Source organism: Xanthomonas fragariae, from assembly GCF_017603965.1.
Lineage (GTDB): Bacteria > Pseudomonadota > Gammaproteobacteria > Xanthomonadales > Xanthomonadaceae > Xanthomonas > Xanthomonas fragariae_A.
Genome location: NZ_CP071955.1, coordinates 1,385,631 through 1,404,530 on the forward strand (window position 1 = coordinate 1,385,631; position 18,900 = coordinate 1,404,530).

Consider the following 18,900-nt stretch of genomic DNA (forward strand, 5'->3'; position numbering starts at 1 on the left):
CGCTCTTAATTTGCCTTGGTGCTTTGATCGTTGCACTGGTGATCAGTGGCGTTGCAAGGTCGAGTCGTTTTCAACTCGAAAGCACCACGAAGGCATTTGACGGTCTTGCCAAGCGTCTGAGCGGAAGAGCTAAGCCAGAAGGTGAGGTCGCCGAGCGCATTGGGGAGTTCAAGCGCGCCTATGGAAGGAGGAAGCGGTTTGCTCGGCGAGTCATCATGGCTTTCCATGTCTTAGGATGGACGCCGATTGTCCTTGCCGCCCTTGTCTTCATGGCGAGCTACCCGCCTTCTTGGCTTGGGAAGCTTTGCGAGGGGTGTGCTCTTTTTCCAGCGCCGTGATTGCTTACCCGAAGGCGGCAGTGGGGTTCGGGCGGGGCGGCTACGTGTGTGCCGTGGAGACAATCCTTCACCGGCCAAGGTGCGGAGTCCTACGAATGTCGAGCACGGAGGCCCAACCTTGCTGGTGATTCGCAATGGTGGCCTCTATAATCCTGGGGCACTCACTAGGACACAATCCGGTTTGTGTTTTGCTTGCAGATCAGAGGGTTAGGGGGCGTTACTTCGAATCCCACTCTCTCCGCCAGTCACTCCTAAATTATTGATTTCACTCATTAATTTCTTGGGTAGGTTGATTGGAGGCAGGAAGCATGCAGAGGAAACACTCGCATGCGCATCCCTCATCATCTGAGCCGTTCCCCGACTGGCCGCTGGTCGTTCGTCCAACGTGTGCCCATCGATTTGCAAACCGTGATGGGCTGCCGGCTTATCAAACGCACCCTGCAAACGAAGGATTTGGCGCAGGCCCACGTGCGTGCGGTCGTGCTTGGGGCGGGCTATGCTCGGCTCTTCGCACAGTTGAAGGATCAACGCGTGGCCAAGCTCAACAAGTCGGACGCTGACCTGCTCATTGCTCGCTTGACGAGCGCCGAGAACCTCCAAGAGCTGACGCTCAACCGCACCCGCCAGCCGGATGGGACGGTGACCGAACAGTGGCAGATCGACAGCCCAAAAGACCTGGAGTTGTATCGGCAGTTGATGGAGCTGGAAGCAAGGGGTGGGGCAACCGTCCAAGCATCGCGGCTCCCGGTGGCGGCCTTCAACGCATTCGGAGCGTCGCACCAGGCCAGTCCTGTGAGGCAAGCCTCTGTGCCAGCACTCGAGACGATGACGTTGGGAAAGGCCCGAGACGCATTCCTGGCCACCCTCAAGGGCTCGACGCTGCCCAAGACCTACACGATCAAAAAAACGGCCATCGAGGCGCTGGTGGCATTCTTGGGTCCGAAGGCCAAGGTCCATGCCATCACCCGGTCCGATCTGGCGCGGTGGTATCAAGACATGCGCGAGAAGGGCGCTTCCACGCCAACGCTCACGAACAAGCAGAGCTATATCGGCGGGCGGGGAGGCTTTTTCGAATGGGCCATGGCGTCGGGGCACTATCCCCGTGGCGACAATCCTGCCTCCGGTCATGTGAGCTACTCGCAGCGCGAGAAGCGGGCCCGCAAGAAGCTGGGGTTCAAAGCCTACGACCGTGCCCAGATCCAGGCGCTTTTCGCGCCTGAGGCGCTGGCCAAGTTGTCCGAGGCCGCTCGCTGGGCGTCGCTCATTGGACTCTATACCGGCGCCAGAGCGTCGGAGGTCGGCCAGCTTTTGATCAAGGACGTATGCGAGGAGGAGGGTATCCCTTGCATTCGCATCTCAGACGAAGGCGAGCACCAAAAAGTCAAAACCGAGGTCAGCCTTCGCACCGTGCCTCTCCATCCCGAGCTCCTCAAGATGGGTTTCCTGGAATGGGTCGATGCAAAGCGCAAAGCGGGTGATACAAGACTATTCCCGGCGGCCAAAGCCACGGCGGTCAATGGGCAAGGCAACTGGATCACTAAGGCCTTCAGTCGACACCTGGCCGAGGTTGGGAAAGGCTGGGCGCCGGCCAAGCGCGGTTTCCACTCGCTTCGAAAGACGTTCATCCAAGAGCTTCAGGGGGCTGGTGTCGTGTCAGAACTTCGAGCGCAAATTGTTGGGCACGAGCTGGATGATGAGCATCATTCAACTTATAGCCGGGATTTTACTGTCAGTGAAAAGCTCGGCGGGTTACGGGGCCACTCGCCGGGCCTCAGTGCAATCCGCTACTCTCTAGTAAAACGCCGAGCTATTTAGACTTGGCGTTTCAAGTTCTAAGTTGAAACAGAACTTAAAAATCTTTTAGGCAGCAACAGAAATCTCCGCCTCGTCAGGAACTTCAGCCGGTGTGACGCTTATTGTAACGTTCTGACCAAAGCTCTTAAGGCATTCCATCATCTTAGCCTCGGAGATTCCGCGAAAGCGACCCCGGAGCATTTCGGACACTTTTGCTTGAGAGATGCCCATGTGGGCAGCTGCTTGAGCCTGAGTGAGATGTGCGTCCGCAATGAATGCGCTAATCTTTCCAGCAAGCGCAGCTTTAATTTTCATTTCCTCGGCATTTGAATAGCCAAGATCTGAGTAAATGTTACCGCTGCTGACTTCGATTTCAATGCTCATTAAATTTTTACCTTTTTTGCATCCAATAAGGCGGTTTGATACCGAGATTCGATCAAGTCGATGTCTGATTTTGGAGTTTCTCTGCCGTTCTTAGATTTCTTTTGGAAGCAGTGCAAGGCATAAATGGCATCCTCTATTTCCACCGTATAGACGGCCCTAAAAGTGTCACCATCATAGTCGTCCACCACCTCGTAAATGCCCTTACCCTTCAGTGATCCCTTAGCCATAAGCTTTGCTCCCACATGGGTGCGTCCGTTCTGAGCTTCGGACAGTGCAAATCCAAAGGTATCCTTAACGTCTTCAGGTAGCTCTGCCAAGTCACGTCTACTTGATCCAACCCATATCAGAGGCTTTTCAGGCATTTGTTCCTCCTTGAGTGGGTAATTTATACCAAAATTGGTATTTGTCAACCCCCCGTGCGCAATGTCGCCACGACCAGCCCGTAGTGACAGGGATGAGTGCATGCGGCCTCGCGTGATTCAACTTAGTCGAGTGAGCAAAGATGGGGAAGAGCAATCACCAGCTGAAAGCTGCTTACTCCGCAAAGATCTACCGCATCATCGCGTCATCTGCGTATGCATCACAAAGATGAACGTCCGCAGCCCGCTCCATATTGCGAAGGCTCCACCGCGCCCAGTGGGGCCAGCAGCTTCGTAATCCACCAGGCGAACGGGTGTCATGAACCGCCCCGGGAAGTTGGGAGGCCGTTTGGTTTGAGTCACGCCGCTTTGACGTAACCGGCCTGTTGTCGATAGTCAGCCTCTTCGGCTTCCGCTGGCGCAATGTTCCCGATCGACCCCAGCAATCGCTTGTGGTTGTACCAGTCCACCCAATCCAGGGTGGCCAGTTCGACGTCCTGGCGATTGCGCCATGAGCGCCGGTGGATCACCTCAGCCTTGTACAACCCGTTGATCGTCTCGGCCAGCGCGTTGTCGTAGCTATCGCCCACGCTGCCCACCGACGGCTCGATCCCGGCGTCGGCCAGCCGCTCGGTGTAGCGGATCGACACATACTGCACGCCGCGGTCGCAGTGGTGGATCAGGCCGCCTTCGGTGGGCCGCCGCGCATGCAACGCTTGCTCCAGTGCGTCCAGCACGAAGTCCGTGTGCGCCGTCTGCGACACCTTCCAGCCCACGATCCGCCGTGCGTACACGTCGATCACGAAAGCCACGTACACGAACCCGGCCCAGGTCGAGACGTAGGTGAAGTCGCTGACCCACAGTCGGTTTGGCGACGGCGCATGGAACTGCCGGTTCACCTTGTCCAGCGGGCACGGCCGCTTGTCGCTGATCGTGGTCTTGACCACCTTTCCGCGCACCACCCCGTGCAGGCCCAGCTCGCCCATCAGCCGCTCCACCGTGCAGCGGGCCACTTGATAGCCCTCGCGCTTGAGCTGCCGCCAGACCTTGCGCACGCCGTACACCTGTCGGTTCTGCTCCCATACCCGCCGGATCTGCGGGCGCAGCGCCTGGTCCTTCCACCAGCGGTTCGGGCGCAAGTTCGCGTCCGCTTCCCGCCCCGCGTGGCGGTAATACGTCGACGGGGCAACCTGCAGCACCTGGCAGATCGGCTCGACCCCGTGGACATCGCGATGTTCGGTCACGAACGTGGTCAGGGCTTGAAGCGGCGGTCGAGCTCCGCCTGGGCGAAATATGCGCTGGCCTTGCGCAGGATCTCGTTGGCCTGCCGCAGCTGCCGGTTCTCCCGCAACAGATCCTTCAACTGCGCCCGCTCGTCCGTGCTCAATCCCGAACGCTCGCCAGCATCACGCTCGGCCTGCCGCACCCAATTGCACAGCGTCTGCGCCGAACAGCCGATCTTCCCGGCAATCGACTCGATCGCCGCCCACTGCGAGCCGTACTCCCCCTGATGCTCCCGCACCAGCCGAACCGCCCGCGCTCGCACTTCCGGTGAATATTTCGTCTTGCTCATGGCTCCATCTTCTCAAGAGTTGGAGCCTCCCGAAATCCCGGGGCGGTTCAATCCAGGTGCACGGACCGCCAGATATCGCCCTCATAACTCGTCGATACTAGAGTCGTTATATGAGGGTGTTGACGTGCACGTGGCTCTAGTGCTTCAGGATTCAATCGCAAAGCAGAGATGCCGGCGGTTGACAGCTTCTTAACGTCCCCTGATTCTATTCCACCATTTGAGCCCGGCTTGGGCTCTCAGCAAGGAACGCGTATGTCAGGGGAAAGTGCGTCGCTCTCGTTGCTCGAGGGAGGATCGTCGTTGCAAGACCGACCGGATCTGGGGCTGCAGGGGTTGGTTCTGCTGGCGCAATTTCATGGCGTTGCCGCCGACGCGTTGCAGCTGGCGCATGGTTTTGGCCGAGGCGGCGAGCCATTCGATGAAACCACGCTGCTGTTGGCCGCCAAGCAATTGGAGCTTAAAGCCAAAGTCGTGGCCCAACCAGCCGCGCGGATCGGCATGGCCGCGTTACCGGCCCTGGCCCTGGTGCCGGATGGCGACGCCTTCATCGTTGCCAAGGTCGGCGCGGACCAGATCCTGATCCACGATCTGGTCGAAAAGCGGCCGCGCTCCATCTCGCCCGCTGAGTTCGAAGCGCGTTACCAAGGGCGATTGTTGCAGGTGGCCTCGCGGGCTTCGGTACTCGGCGACCTCGCCAAGTTCGACTTCAGCTGGTTCATTCCGGCAGTGGTCAAGTACCGCAAGCTGATGCTTGAGGTCTTCCTCGTCTCGTTCTTCATCCAGCTGTTCGCGCTGATCACGCCACTGTTCTATCAAGTAGTAATGGACAAGGTGCTGGTGCATAACGGCCTGACTACTTTGGACGTCATCGCAATCGGGCTGGTCTCGATGGCGGTGTTCGATGTGTTGCTATCGGGCCTGCGCACCTACGTCTTCGCACACACCACCAGCAAGATCGACGTGGAGCTGGGTGCGCGTTTGTTCCGGCACGTGTTGTCGCTGCCGCTGGCGTATTTCGAGTCGCGGCGGGTCGGCGACACCATTGCGCGCGTCCGCGAGCTGGAGAACATCCGCAACTTCCTGACCGGGCAGGCGCTGACTTCGGTACTGGACCTGTTCTTTACGGTGGTTTTTCTGTCGGTGATGTTCTGGTACAGCGGTTGGCTGACCTTGATCGTGGTGCTGTCGTTGCCGCTGTACGCCACGATTTCCGGTTTGATCACCCCGGTGCTGCGCCAGCGTTTGAACGAGAAGTTCGCGCGTGGCGCAGACAACCAATCCTTTTTGGTCGAGACGGTCAGCGGTATCGGCACGGTCAAGGCGATGGCGGTGGATCCGCGCGTGACCCGCACCTGGGACAACCAGCTGGCCGGCTATGTCAGTGCCGGTTTCAACGTCACCCGCATCGCAACGCTGGGCCAGCAGGGCGTGCAGCTGGTGCAGAAGCTCACTGCCGTCGCAGTGCTGTTCTGGGGCGCCAAGCTGGTGATGGAAGGCAAGCTGTCGATCGGTCAGTTGATTGCCTTCAACATGTTGTCCGGCCAGGTTACCGCACCGATCATCCGGCTGGCTCAGTTGTGGCAGGACTTCCAGCAGGTCGGTATTTCGGTCGAGCGCTTGGGCGACATTCTCAATACGCGCACCGAGGTTCCAGGCAGCCGCCTGGCATTGCCGCCGATTCGCGGACAGGTAACGTTCGACCGGGTGACGTTTCGCTATCGGCCGGATGCACCCGAGGTGCTCAACCGGATCGAGCTGGATATCCGCCCAGGTGAAATCATCGGCATCGTCGGTCGTTCCGGATCCGGCAAGAGCACGCTGACCAAGCTGGTGCAGCGGCTTTACACGCCCGAGCGGGGGCGGGTGCTGATCGATGGCCAGGATCTGGCGCTGGCCGATCCTGCCTGGCTGCGTCGTCAGCTAGGTGTGGTGTTGCAGGAAAACTTCCTGTTCAACCGCAGCGTGCGCGAGAACATCGCCTTGACCGATCCCGGCATGCCGCTGGAGCGGGTGATCCATGCCGCCAAGCTGGCAGGCGCCCACGAATTCATTCTAGAGCTGCCCGAAGGCTACGACACCAAGGTTGGTGAGCACGGCACCGGTTTGTCTGGCGGGCAGCGCCAGCGCATTGCGATCGCGCGCGCACTGATCGGCGACCCACGCATTCTGATTCTCGATGAGGCCACCAGCGCCCTGGATTACGAATCGGAACACGCGGTGATGAGCAATATGCGCGCCATCTGCAAGGGACGCACCGTGCTGATCATCGCCCATCGTCTGTTCACCGTACGGCAGGCCAATCGCATCGTCGTGGTGGAGAAGGGGCGCATCATCGAGAGCGGCTCGCACGCCGAGTTGGTCGACCGGCCGGAAGGCCAGTACGCGCATCTATACAGATTGCAACAGGGGACACCATGAAGCACCTGCTTCAGGGATGGCGCGATTTCTTTCTTCGCTATTTCAAGATCTTCAAATCCGCCTGGGTCGTGCGACGTCAGCTCGACCCGCCCGAGCGTAGCGCGGACGAGCGCGCGTTCCTGCCGGCGCATCTTGAACTGACCGAAACGCCTGTCTCGCCAACCGCACGCTGGACGATGCGCATCATCATCGGCTTCTTCTGTGTCGCGCTTCTGTGGGCGTGCCTGGGAAAGCTCGACATCGTCGCCGTGGCACCAGGCAAGACCGTGGTCGATTCGCGGACCAAGGTGGTGCAGGCCGCAGAAACCGCGGTGGTGCGCAGGATCCTGGTGCGCGATGGACAAGCGGTGAAGAAAGGCCAGTTGCTGGTCGAACTCGATGCCACCGCCACCGGCGCCGAGTTCGCCCAGGCAGGCGACGCTTTGGTCAACGCACGTCTCGCTGGACTTCGCCAGGCAGCGCTAGCAAACGCTATTGCGACCGGGCAGCCGCCACGGCTGGATCCGGCTCCCGATCTGCCCATGGAGCGCGTAGCCAACGAACAGCAATTGGTCAGCAGCCAATTCGACGCATTCCAGGCGCGCCGACACAATCTGCAAGCCAGCATCGCCCAGCGCCAGGCCGAACTGCAGACCACCCAGGACGCGATCGAACCGCTGGCTGAATCCGCACGCATTTCGAAAGTGCGCGCAGAAGACTACGCCCGCCTGGTCGAAGGCAAGTACGTCGGCCGCCATGACTACCTGTTGCGCGAACAGGAACGCATCGCCGCGGAAAGCCAGCTCGCCACCCAGCGCAATCGCCTGCAGGAAATCCGCTCGGCGATCAGCGCGGCGCAGGAAGAGTTGCGCGTGCTTGTGACCGACACACGCCAGCAGGCACTGGATGCCTTGCGCCAGGCAAGTGAGCAAGCTGGCCAACTGACCCAGAACGTCGCCAAAACCGGGCAACGAGACAAACTCATGGCCCTGCACGCACCCGTCGACGGCACGATCCAGCAGCTCGCCGTCCACACCGTGGGCGGTGTAGTCACGCCCGCACAGCCGTTACTGGTCGTAGTGCCGGCCGAAGAAGCACTGGAGGTCGAAGTCACCGTCTTGAACAAGGACATCGGCTTCATGCGCGCCGGCCAACCCGTCACCGTCAAGGTCGACAGCTTCCCCTACACCCGCTACGGCTATCTGACCGGCACGGTCGCCAGTGTGTCCCACGATGCCGCGCAGGACGAAAAACTAGGTTTGGTATTCCCCGCACGCATTAAATTGAACGGCATCACGCTGGAGATCGATGGGGTCAAGGTGCGGATGAGTGCCGGGATGAGCTTGAGTGCGGAAGTGAAGACAGGGAAGCGGCGGGTGATTGATTACCTGTTGAGTCCCTTGCGAACGCATGTGTCAGAATCTTTGAGAGAGAGATAAGCCAATGGGGGGCTGCACCGGCGTAGCTATACTCGGCATTTTTTATTGTGGAATTCTTTGGCGGAACGGCCTTTAAAAATTCTACCGTCTACATGTGCTTGCAAAAAGCGGTTGCCTAATATTCTTAACAGCAGAAAACCCAGGAACAGCTTGGCCATGTCTGAAACCATAAGCGCGCACTGTTTGATACAAGCGCAAGCACTGCAAACGTGTCCGAAGCGTCGTGCTGCATACACACACGTCCAGATAGGGGCCGTCATGCGTGGGTGTGTCCTATTGCTATTGTCGGTGCTCGCGGCCGCCTGCTCCAGGACCAGTCCGTCGGACAGGGCCAATCGTCCGGACTTGGTCGGTACTATCGGCCCCAACGTCATTCGTGTGCCAGCACGGGATCTTCTGTTCTACGAATCCGAGCCGGGCACGAAGGAGCTGAAAGGCAAATGTGAACGTCCATTGCGCAGTCTGGTCATTCGTTTGCACTGGCCGGGCATGGAGCCACTTAATGAGAATAATGCCCAGGACTACCAAGTTCATCACCGGCAATCGGTCGGCGACTCTCAATGGATCGAAATTGGCATGACTCGCCTCACTCCTACCGAGAAGGTCACGCTTTCCGGGACGAGGGATTTCTTGCTCTATCGAAAACGGATCGTCTCCAGCTATCCGGATGGACTTCCGCTCACTTATGGTTATTCCACGGATGCAGGTCTGAAATTTGCACATCTGAGCACCCCCTTGCCCCATGAAGTCAATTCAATCGTGTACTCCGATCAAATTGAAAACGGGCAGGATTCAAATGTATTGATCGACTGCACTCATGGCGCAAAATATGACCCGCCACGCTGGACGCCTTTATGTGATCAGTTGATCATTGAGCCAAGCTTTCCACAAGTGAAAGTTAGCGTCTCTTGTCGCGCTAATCTCTTGCCGGAATGGCCGCAAATAACCTCCGCGGTTCATTCCTATCTACAGAAAGCACGTGCCCAATGCCCCTCAAACAAGGAATTAAAGGGAATTAATCATGGTTGATGCGATGAATTTAGAAAATGTTGATCAGGTTTGTGCACATCTGGAAGTAGGTCGGATCGAAGAAATGTACGTCTATATCAAACCATTCGGTCGTCGTTATTGCAGGCTGCCTATCGGCGTTGATGTTTATGCTGTCTCTTGGATGTCTCAACGGAAGATCGTTAATCCATATCCCGTACAACAGAAAGCAAAGGGGCTCGCTCGTGCATGAGGCGATAAATAAAGATGCTTTGCCTCATGGGCGAACAATGAAAGATACGCTAAATCGGCCTGCCGCATATAAGCATACGCAGATGAAATTTTGCATGGGACGATGCATCCTGCTGCTTCTTTCTGTGCTAGTTGCCGCTTGTTCGAGGACCAGTCCCGCCGACAAGGCCAACCGTCCAGACCTGGTCGGCACGATCGGTCCCAACGTCATTCGTGTACCGGCACAGGATCTCCTGTTCTACGAATCCGAGCCGGGCACGAAGGAGCTGAAAGGCAAGTGTGAGCGTCCATTGCGCAGCTTGGTCATACGGCTGCGCTGGCCTGAGATGGAACCGCTCAGTGAAAAGAACGCTGAGGATTACCGCGTGCATCACAGTCGATCGACGGGAAATTCCCAGTGGATCGAAATCGGCATGAGCCGCCTTGCGTCTACTGAGAAGGTTACGCTCTCTGGTAGGAGAGATTTCATGCTTTATCGAAATCGAGAGGTTGCCGATTATCCTTGGGGTGTCCCGCTGGTATACGGGGAGGACCCAGCGTTGCAATTAAAGTTTGGGCATCTGCGCACTCCATTGCCAAATAGAACAAATTTTATTGTGTACTCCGATCAGATGGAGGCTGGGCAGGAGCCAACGACACTAATAACATGCTTGCATGGTGAAAAATTCGATCCCCCGCGCTGGACTTCTCTATGTAATCAGCTAGTTCCGGAGCCGGGGCTGGCGCAGGTGAGGGTAAGAATCTCTTATCGCGCTAATCTCTTGCCGGAATGGCCACAAATAACCTCCGCCGTTCATTCCTATTTACAGAAAACACGTGCCCAATGCCCTTCAAAACAGGGAATAGAGGTAATTAATCATGGTTAACAAAATGAATCTAGAAAATCTGTCCCAGGCCCGCGCACTTCTGGAGGCGGGACGGATCGAAGATATGTATGCGTACATAGCGACATTCGGGCATCGTTATTCACGGCTTGCTAGTGGTGTCGCGCGTGGAAACATGTTTTCTGGGCTGTCGGCGCTCGAATTTCTTGAAGAAACTGCCAGCGCTGCGGGAACCCCTGTAGATTCTGCCGACATCCAAGATGTAAGAAGGCGAATGGCTGAAGCTTTCCTGGGGCAGTTGGATATTATCGCTAGGGACAACGGCGGAAGCGTGGTGCGAGAGATCACCGCCGACGAGGCATGGGCCTTTCACAGCGATGTCTTCCTCGGCCTCAACCTGCCCACCGACTCCTGGACCATGAACACCCCATTCGAACTGCTGGACGAAGACCAGCGAAACGAACTGTGGGATGTTTTGCTCGACAGCAACGGGCGTTGGCCCTTCGACAGCGCATCCGGAATCCGGCTGGCCCTGACTGTCTGGCAGAACAGCGACGGCAGCGGCAAGGCTGCCTCCTGGTTCGACCGGCTGGGCTATAACCCGGACATCTTCTCCGCCTGGTTGGCGCGCGTCGGTACCGAGAGTCTGGAGGACAACCCGCTATCGTTACTTAATCCGTCCGCTGCGCTGGCCGAGTTCCTTGTCGCCATGGGGCTGGACAGCACTGACGGCGAGATCAACCAGGATCAGCTACGCGAATTCATGGCGGCGCTGAGCGCCCCCTTGCGCATCTTCACCGGCCCCGACAAGGGCGCCGCGGTCTATGGCAGCGTCCAGAACGACATGCTGGCCGGTACCGACACCGGCGACCTGCTGTACGGCATGGACGGGAGCGACACATTGGAGGGCCGCGCGGGCGACGATATCCTGGCCGGGGGAATCGGTAACGATGTGCTGCGTGGCGGCGTCGGCAACGACACGATATTCGGCGAGGACGGCAACGACATCCTTGATGGTGGAACCGGTAGCGACCGCTTGCGCGGTGGCGCGGGCATGGATACCTATGTGCTCTATGCGGGGGCGCCAGGCGACATCGACCGCATCACCGACGCCGACGGCATTGGCGTGCTGGAGATCGATGGCAACAGCAACTGGGCAGTCGGGTTGGTGGCCACCTCAGAGAACACCTGGGAAGCCGCAGACGGATATATCCGCGTCACGGTGGCCTCGGCGGGCGACAGCAAGCAACTGGTGATCCGTCTGGGAACCACGGGCGGGACCACGATTGTCGAAAACTGGACGCCCGGCACGTTCGGTATCCTGCTTCCTGGGTATCGGCCGCCGAGCGATCCAACCGTTGGCACGGACCAATCCGACTATTTGAATCCCTACATCGACGCCCTTCCGAGCACGCCGGTCCATCTTGCCGGAGGGGCCGGGCGGGACATGATCCTGGGAACCGACAACGATGCCGCCGATCTGCTGGAAGGCGGGGACGGCAGCGACATCATCAATGCCAATGGCGGCAGTGACCTGATCCTGGCAGGCGGCGGTAATGATTTCGTTTCCGGTTTTGGCGACGAGGCGACCGCTTATGGCGGAAAGGGCGATGACGTCCTGAGCGCCAGGCATGCATTCGGCTTCAACTTCCGGGTGTCGCCAGAGTTGCCAATGGACGAAACCACCGTCTGGCGCGACATCGAGTCGTACTTCAGCTGGCAGGGCGCCAAGCAGATGACTACTGATGGGACTGGGGGATTGGTGGGTTACGCCACTTTCACACTTGGGGATGCTTTCGACTTCAGCGGTAAGTCAGGAGTTGCTGGCTGGACTTACCGTTTTCAAAGGATCGACACATCACGCTATTCCCTGCAGTACTTCAGCGCTGCTGAACCCGATGGTGTTACCGGTACAAACGGCGTGTTTGCGTTCGGGGGAGGCGTCGGTGACACTCATACCATCGGCGTTTCACTCTACGGCGAGGAGGGAGATGACGTGCTGATCGGCGGTGCCGGCAGCGATTTGCTCGATGGCGGCACCGGCGACGACGTGATCTCCGGCAGCGCGGGGCAGGATATGGTCTTTGGCGGCGATGGTAATGACCTGCTGTCCGGCGGCACCGGTAATGACCGTCTGGACGGTGGCGAAGGTACGGACGAAATATACGGAGAGGCTGGCGCGGACGTAATTGACGGCGGCACCGGCAATGACCTGCTCTGGGGTGACGGCCAGTCCGACCAACTCACAGGTGGCGACGACATTTTGCACGGAGGCGCGGGCAACGATCAGCTGGTTGGGCAGGCTGGCGATGACATTCTTTCCGGTGGGGCCGACGACGATCTGCTGGCCGGTGGAACGGGACAGGATCGCCTGCTCGGCGATGGCGGCAACGACGAACTGCAGGGCGGCGATGGCGACGATCTGCTCGATGGTGGCGTCGGTGACGATGTACTGCACGGGCAGGCCGGCAAGGATGTGCTGTTTGGCGGCGACGGGGCGGACCAGATGGCTGGCGGCGATGACGATGACCGGCTCGATGGCGGATCCGGTGACGATCTCCTGCTGGGTCAGCAGGGCAACGACATTCTGCTCGGCGGCGCGGGATACGACGAGTTGCAAGGTGGCGAAGGCGACGACAGGCTCACTGGTGGTACCGGAAATGACCGCCTGTTCGGCGAAGCCGGCAGTGACGTACTCGACGGTGGAGATGGCAACGACTTCTTGAATGGCGGCAGCGACAGCGACAAGCTCAGTGGTGGCGTCGGCGCGGATACTCTGAATGGCGGCGACGGCGACGACCTTCTGGATAGTGGCGACTCCAACGATATTCTCGACGGCGAGGCTGGCAACGATACGATCTACGGCGGGGCTGGCAACGACACCATCGATGGTGACGACGGCGACGATCTGATTCAGGCCGGCATCGGCGACGACAGTGTCTACGGTGGCGCAGGCAACGACGTCATCGATGCCGAGGACGGCAATGACAATGTCACCGCTGCGCAGGGCAACGACCGTGTCCACGGTGGAGCCGGCAACGATTATCTGGAGGGCGGTGAGGGGGACGACGTCCTCGCGGGCGACGAGGGCAACGACATCCTGCTCGGCGATGCCGGCAACGACACCCTCGACGGTGGCGACGGCCAGAACCAGTATCGTTTCCGCCGGGGATTCGGCACCGATACCGTGCTGGTGAAACAGGGCAGCACCGATCTTCTGTATTTTCTCGATGGCATCACCGCGGACGAGCTGCGGTACGTCCGCGAGGGACAGGATCTGGTCGTCTCGCTCGAGAGCGGCGACAGCGTTCGCGTCGTCGGCTACTTCGCCGCCGCCACGGCGGTGCGGATCCAGACCGACGACCTTAAGGTGGTGACGCGTTCCCAGTTCGACACCGGCATCATGTATGGAACACCGATCCGTGGTGGCACCGACGCAGATACCTTGAATGGCACCAAGGACAACGAACGCCTATACGGCCTGCACGGCAACGACACGATCGACGGAGGTGACGGCAACGACCTCATCGAAGGCGGGGCTGGCGATGACACACTGACCGATGGACGCGGCGGCGACGTGCTGCTGGGCGGCGATGGCAACGACACCATCCATCTGGTAGCCGATGGCATGGCGGACGAGGACCTCGTAGACGGTGGAAGCGGTGACGATACCTATCACGTGGCCTTGGGATCCGGTTACGACGTGATCGGCCGACTCGATGCCGCCGATGCAGGGAGCGACGTGATCCACATGGTCGGGGTGAACTCCGACGCGGTCACTAATTTCCAGATCAGCGGAACCACGCTGGGCGTCATGATCGCCAGCGGCGGTTGGTCCAACGCCAGTGTTTCCAACGCGTTGATGCTGGAAGGCTTCCTTGCCAACAACAATCACCGCATCGTTTTTGCCGACGGCGTGGAGTTCACCGCCGCCAACTTCGAGGCACGCTGGTGGAGCGGCACCAGTGGCGACGACTTGCAAACCGGTACCTTCGCACCGGACTCCATGGATGGCGGTGCCGGCAACGACACCCTGTCCGGCATGGGCGGCAGCGACACGCTGCAGGGCGGGGACGGCGACGACATCCTGGATGGTGGTGAAGACAACGACACGTTGTACGACGGTGCGGGCGCGGACATCGTACGGGGAGGCGCGGGCAATGACCGGATCTATGCCAGCGTGGACAGTTCAATCGACCGCTTCGTTGGTGGCAGTGGCGACGACAGGTACTGCTACAACCATACGTTCTACTCGTCCACTTGGAGGACAACCGTCAACTCCAGCGAGATCGAGGAGCTGGAAAACGGTGGCATCGACACGATCTACTCTAATTACCACGACGTGATCCTGGGTGCGAACATCGAGAACGCCGTGATCACGCCTTCCAACTATTGGTGGCCGGGTGAGCCCAACCGCATTACCGGCAATGCGCTGGACAATGTCATCCAGATAGTGCTGAACAGCACGTCAGACACGCAGGAATATATTCTCGACGGTGCCGGAGGCAAGGACACACTGATCGGTGGCTTTACGCGCGACACCTATATCGTCGACGGCCTGGACGATGTGATCGTCGAGAACGGATTTTCGGACAGCAGCGACACCGTGCAGGCGAGCATCGATTACTCGATCGAGGGCCGCGAAGAGCTTGAGAATCTGCGCCTGACCGGAAACGCCGTCCGCGGTACCGGCAACAGCGACAACAACATCATCGAAGGCCATCTGGTCGATGCGGTGAACCGGCTGGCTGGATTAGATGGCAACGACACCTACTTGATCACCCGGAAGGACCAAGTGATCGAACAGGCCGGCGGCGGCAACGATACGGTGGTCATCGCCGGCTGGGATGAGCTGACCTCGCAGGCGATGTGGGTCTCGGTGGCCGACTATGCGAATGTAGAGAATCTGCGTCTCTACAACATTGGAACTCAAGGTCCTAACGGCACCATCGCGCTGCGCGCCAACCTGCAGGGCGACCTTGGCGACAATGTGCTCACCGGCAACATGTATGCCAACGAGATCCGTGGTGGAGCCGGCAACGATGTCATCCGCGGAAACCATTTCCTGACAGAGTTCAACCTTGCTATCAGCAGCAACGAGGCCGATACGCTGTATGGCGAAGAGGGAGACGACACCATTCACGCGGCCTTGTACGGCGCCGACATCCACGGTGGCCGCGGCAACGACGTGCTGTACGGCACGGTCGGGTTCAACGGCGATGGCAGGACCTACGGCACGCGCGCAGGAAGCGACAACTTCTTTTATGAAGCCGGCGACGGTACCGACCGCATCATTTCCGTCAACGGAAGTCGCGATACTGATCGGGTGATCTTCGGTGAGGGCATCATCGCCGAACAGGCGACCTGGACCCGTGACGGGTTCGATCTGATCGTCCAGCTTGGCACCGCTGCCGACGATCGCTTGATTATCGAGGGTTATTGGCGCGAGGACTGGAACAATCCCGGCGAGCTGGTGCTGGTGCGGACCATCGACGAGTTCGTGTTCGCCGACGGCACCATTCGCCGTGGCGATCTTGCGCAACTGCAGATCACCAACGATCCGCCGGTGGCCAACTGGTTCCAGTACGATGTCAGCCCTCGCACAGGCCAGGCTTTCAGCTTGGCGCTTCCTGCCGGCAGCTTCGTCGACGATGCAGACGAAACGCTCACCTATGCGGTGGATGGGCCAGAATGGCTGCAGATCGATTCCGCCACCGGTACCATCAGCGGCACGCCGCCCTTGGGTTTGGAGTGGTTCGGCTTCAATCTGATCGCGACCGATCAACACGGCGCCTCAACCGCGATGTACCTGGAGTTGCGCACTGTCGCGGTGATCGAGGGAACCGCAGACGACGACAGTCTTGTCGGTACCTGGCAGCGTGAAGAACTGTTGGGGTTTGGCGGCAACGATCGCCTCGCCGGCAATGGCGGCGGCGATGTGCTGCGGGGTGGGGCTGGCGACGACACCTATGTCTTGGATAGTCAGGACATGACCACTATCGTCGAACTGGAGGGAGAAGGCACCGATACCGTCGAAAGCAGCCTGTCTGCCTATACCGCAGACGAGAATATCGAGCGCGTTGTATTGGTCGAGGGCAGCAGTGCCCAGGCAGCCTATGGACGCGACGGCCGTCAGACCCTGATTGGCAACAGCCAGAACAATACGCTGGATGGCGGCAGTGGTGCCGACGACATGCGTGGCGGCGCGGGCAACGATATCTATTATCTCGACGACGTCGGCGATACCGTGGTGGAGTTGTCAGCCCAGGGGACCGATACGGTCTACGCCATGGTGTCTGCCACGCTCTCAGCCAATGTCGAGAACGGTTATCTGGATGGACAAGGAAACCTGTCGCTGATCGGCAACGCATCGGCCAATCGGCTCTACGGCAGTAGCGGCCATAACGTGCTCGACGGTGGTCAGGGCAATGACATCATGGAAGGTTACGGCGGTGACGATAACTACTACGTCGATACCGATTCGGACCGGGTCACCGAGTCCGCCAACGCGGGCATCGATACCGTCGTGCGCTCCGCCGGTTCGCAGGTGCAGTTAGCCGGCAATGTCGAGAACCTGCGCTTGACCGGCAGTGGGCAAGCCACGGGCAACGCACTGGACAATCTCATCGAAGGCAGCGAAGCGGCCAATACCCTGCTTGGCCTTGCCGGTAACGACACGTTGAACGGACGCGGTGGTAACGACCAGCTGGCCGGTGGCGCCGGCAATGACCGGCTGATTGGCGGCGCCGGCGACGATACCTATGTCATCGATGGCAGCTCTGGCAGCGACATCATCAACAACACCGGTGGCGGCAACGACACCTTGCTGGTGAATGGCGTGGCCAGCAGCCGGCTGTCGTTCAAGCGCGACGGCAACGACCTCCTGGTGCACATCGATGGCGCTACGATCGCAGCGGCACGCGTCAGCGGCCACTTCCTGGGCGGTGATGCCGGCATGGATGTCGTGCAAGCCAGCAACGCACGCTATACCGCAACGCAGATCGCACAGCTGATCAACAGCAGCAGTCCCGACCGGACCATCAATGGCACCGCCTCCGGAGAGCAACTGACTGGCGGGACTGGCAGGGATCTGATCGACGGACTGGGCGGTAACGACACCTTGTTGGGCATGGGCGGCAACGATACCTTGCGAGGTGGCGCCGGCAACGACACATTGTCCGGTGGCAGCGGCAATGGCACCGGCAGCGGTGACGACACGTTGGAGGGTGGCGCTGGCAACGACACATTGCGCGGTGAGGATGGCGATGACCTCATGCTGGGCGGCGCCAACGACGATACCTATGTATTCGGCAGCGGCCGCGATGTGATTGACAATACCGGAGGCGGTATCGACCGTCTGCAATTCCAGGATGGACAACCGGTCAGCAACCTACGATTCACCCGCGATGGGGATGACCTGGTGATTGCATTGGCCAGCGGCGCTAATAGCAGTGTGCGTGTGACCAAGCACTTCCTTGGCGGCGATTTCGCGTTGGATGTCCTGCAGCCCGGCAGCGGCACCCAGTTGGATACCGCAGCGATCAATGCCCGTGTGTCCAGCAGTGACGGCGAGGCCAATCCGGCCGACTATGCGCGCGTGCTGACCGGTACCGCCGCGAACGATCAGCTGAGCGGCAATACAAGCAAGGAACTGCTCCGCGGCCTGGCCGGCAACGACACCCTATTTGGCATGCTCGGTGACGACCGCATCGAAGGCGGTGATGGCGATGATTTTCTGTGGGGTGGCAGCGGTTCTTTCGGCGGATCGGGCAACGACATGCTCTACGGTGGCGCGGGCAACGACACTCTCGTTGGCGAGGACGGCAACGACCTGTTGTTCGGTGGTACGGGTGACGATGTCTACACCTATCGTGAGGGCAATGGCGTGGACACCGTGAGTGTCGGTGGCGGCAGCGATTCCATCTTCATGACTGGTATCGAGCGGACGCGTTTGAGCTTCCACCGCAACGGCGACGACCTGATCGTGCGAGTGGACGGCGACGCCAATCAGCAGGTGAGCGTGCTCAAGCACTTCCTGGGCAGCGACAACGCTCTATGGATGATCCAGCCCGAAGATGGTGGGCACGGCATTTCAGCGGCGGAGTTCGAAACATTGCTGACACCGATGCAAGCTGGCAATACCACGGCATCGGCTAGCCGCACCTCAGGCAGTAATCGTTTGATGGCTTCTGTGTCGACCGAGATTGTGGCCGTTGACCACACCAAGGATCCGCTGGCCACCACTGCGTCCCGACGTCCGGTGCAGCGTGCGGTATTGGCTGAGGTCAATCAGTTGGTCGATGCAATGGGCGTGTTTCAAACCGGCGCTGCGAATCTCGACGTCGGCTTGGCGCCTGACGTAGAGGCTGGAATTCTGGGCGGAGCAAGATCTTGGGTGGCGCAAAATGCCAGTAGTCGTTATCAGATCCAATAATTGGGCTGGGTCGTCGATGGCATTTTGGGGGGGCAGCACGCGCATGCGTGCTGCCCCCCCCTCCTCGCAGTGAAGAAACGGTGTATGGCTTCTGGAAGCGCAGGTCCAGAAGTAGGTCG

At 59.5% G+C, this 18,900-nt stretch carries 11 protein-coding genes and 1 other annotated feature; of the genes, 8 read left to right on the forward strand and 3 right to left on the reverse strand.

The window, feature by feature from the left end:
- Positions 1-23 precede the first annotated feature (23 nt).
- Positions 24-338 (forward strand): hypothetical protein, encoded by a 315-nt coding sequence (locus J5I97_RS06515; protein ID WP_238135656.1) that lies wholly within the window; start codon positions 24-26, stop codon positions 336-338.
- A gap of 327 nt (positions 339-665) precedes the next feature.
- The gene (locus J5I97_RS06520) at positions 666-2,153 is read left to right on the forward strand and encodes a site-specific integrase (RefSeq protein ID WP_208590304.1); all 1,488 of its coding nucleotides are present in this window, start codon (positions 666-668) and stop codon (positions 2,151-2,153) included.
- Positions 2,154-2,198: 45 nt separating this feature from the next.
- Here the strand turns inward: J5I97_RS06520 and J5I97_RS06525 are convergent, their stop codons facing one another.
- The 3 genes from J5I97_RS06525 to J5I97_RS06535 all read right to left on the reverse strand — a co-directional run bounded on the left by J5I97_RS06525 (position 2,199) and on the right by J5I97_RS06535 (position 4,448).
- Entirely contained in the window at positions 2,199-2,516 is a 318-nt protein-coding gene (locus J5I97_RS06525; RefSeq protein ID WP_208590306.1) for a helix-turn-helix domain-containing protein, read from the reverse strand.
- Positions 2,516-2,878 (reverse strand): type II toxin-antitoxin system RelE/ParE family toxin, encoded by a 363-nt coding sequence (locus tag J5I97_RS06530; RefSeq protein WP_208590308.1) that lies wholly within the window; start codon positions 2,876-2,878, stop codon positions 2,516-2,518. Before J5I97_RS06530 ends, J5I97_RS06525 begins: the two co-directional genes overlap by 1 nt.
- A 356-nt stretch (positions 2,879-3,234) precedes the next feature.
- Positions 3,235-4,448, reverse strand: a protein-coding gene (locus J5I97_RS06535) for an IS3 family transposase (protein WP_208590310.1) whose coding sequence is annotated in 2 segments (ribosomal slippage) — positions 3,235-4,163 and positions 4,163-4,448 — 1,215 coding nt in all. Because the reading frame shifts where the segments join, the coding sequence is not laid out codon by codon here.
- Positions 4,057-4,173: a sequence feature (AL1L pseudoknot), on the reverse strand. (Overlaps the previous gene by 117 nt.)
- 252 nt (positions 4,449-4,700) lie before the next feature.
- Here J5I97_RS06535 and J5I97_RS06540 point away from each other — a divergent pair.
- From J5I97_RS06540 to J5I97_RS19840, 6 genes are all read left to right on the forward strand, one after another.
- Entirely contained in the window at positions 4,701-6,866 is a 2,166-nt protein-coding gene (locus tag J5I97_RS06540) for a type I secretion system permease/ATPase (RefSeq protein WP_208587611.1), read from the forward strand.
- A complete protein-coding gene (locus J5I97_RS06545) occupies positions 6,863-8,284 on the forward strand; it encodes an HlyD family type I secretion periplasmic adaptor subunit (protein WP_208590313.1) in 1,422 nt (473 codons plus the stop codon). Before J5I97_RS06540 ends, J5I97_RS06545 begins: the two co-directional genes overlap by 4 nt.
- A gap of 345 nt (positions 8,285-8,629) precedes the next feature.
- Positions 8,630-9,313 carry a hypothetical protein gene (locus J5I97_RS06550; protein WP_208590314.1) on the forward strand — a complete coding sequence of 228 codons (684 nt, stop codon included), beginning with the start codon at positions 8,630-8,632 and terminating at the stop codon, positions 9,311-9,313.
- Positions 9,306-9,524, forward strand: a complete 219-nt coding sequence (locus J5I97_RS06555; RefSeq protein WP_208590316.1) for a hypothetical protein — start codon at positions 9,306-9,308, stop codon at positions 9,522-9,524. Before J5I97_RS06550 ends, J5I97_RS06555 begins: the two co-directional genes overlap by 8 nt.
- 37 nt (positions 9,525-9,561) lie before the next feature.
- Positions 9,562-10,389: a hypothetical protein gene (locus J5I97_RS06560; RefSeq protein ID WP_208590318.1), complete on the forward strand. Its 828-nt coding sequence runs from the start codon at positions 9,562-9,564 to the stop codon at positions 10,387-10,389.
- A gap of 232 nt (positions 10,390-10,621) precedes the next feature.
- Entirely contained in the window at positions 10,622-18,781 is an 8,160-nt protein-coding gene (locus J5I97_RS19840; RefSeq protein WP_238135658.1) for a putative Ig domain-containing protein, read from the forward strand.
- The last annotated feature ends 119 nt before the right edge of the window (positions 18,782-18,900 follow it).

Excerpts from the sequence above, each read along its gene's own strand:
- J5I97_RS06520 (WP_208590304.1), top strand. The coding sequence starts at position 666 with ATGCGCATCCCTCATCATCTGAGCCGTTCCCCGACTGGCCGCTGGTCG.
- J5I97_RS06525 (WP_208590306.1), bottom strand. The coding sequence starts at position 2,516 with ATGAGCATTGAAATCGAAGTCAGCAGCGGTAACATTTACTCAGATCTT.
- J5I97_RS06530 (WP_208590308.1), bottom strand. The coding sequence starts at position 2,878 with ATGCCTGAAAAGCCTCTGATATGGGTTGGATCAAGTAGACGTGACTTG.
- J5I97_RS06540 (WP_208587611.1), top strand. The coding sequence starts at position 4,701 with ATGTCAGGGGAAAGTGCGTCGCTCTCGTTGCTCGAGGGAGGATCGTCG.
- J5I97_RS06545 (WP_208590313.1), top strand. The coding sequence starts at position 6,863 with ATGAAGCACCTGCTTCAGGGATGGCGCGATTTCTTTCTTCGCTATTTC.
- J5I97_RS06555 (WP_208590316.1), top strand. The coding sequence starts at position 9,306 with ATGGTTGATGCGATGAATTTAGAAAATGTTGATCAGGTTTGTGCACAT.
- J5I97_RS06560 (WP_208590318.1), top strand. The coding sequence starts at position 9,562 with ATGAAAGATACGCTAAATCGGCCTGCCGCATATAAGCATACGCAGATG.
- J5I97_RS19840 (WP_238135658.1), top strand. The coding sequence starts at position 10,622 with ATGGCTGAAGCTTTCCTGGGGCAGTTGGATATTATCGCTAGGGACAAC.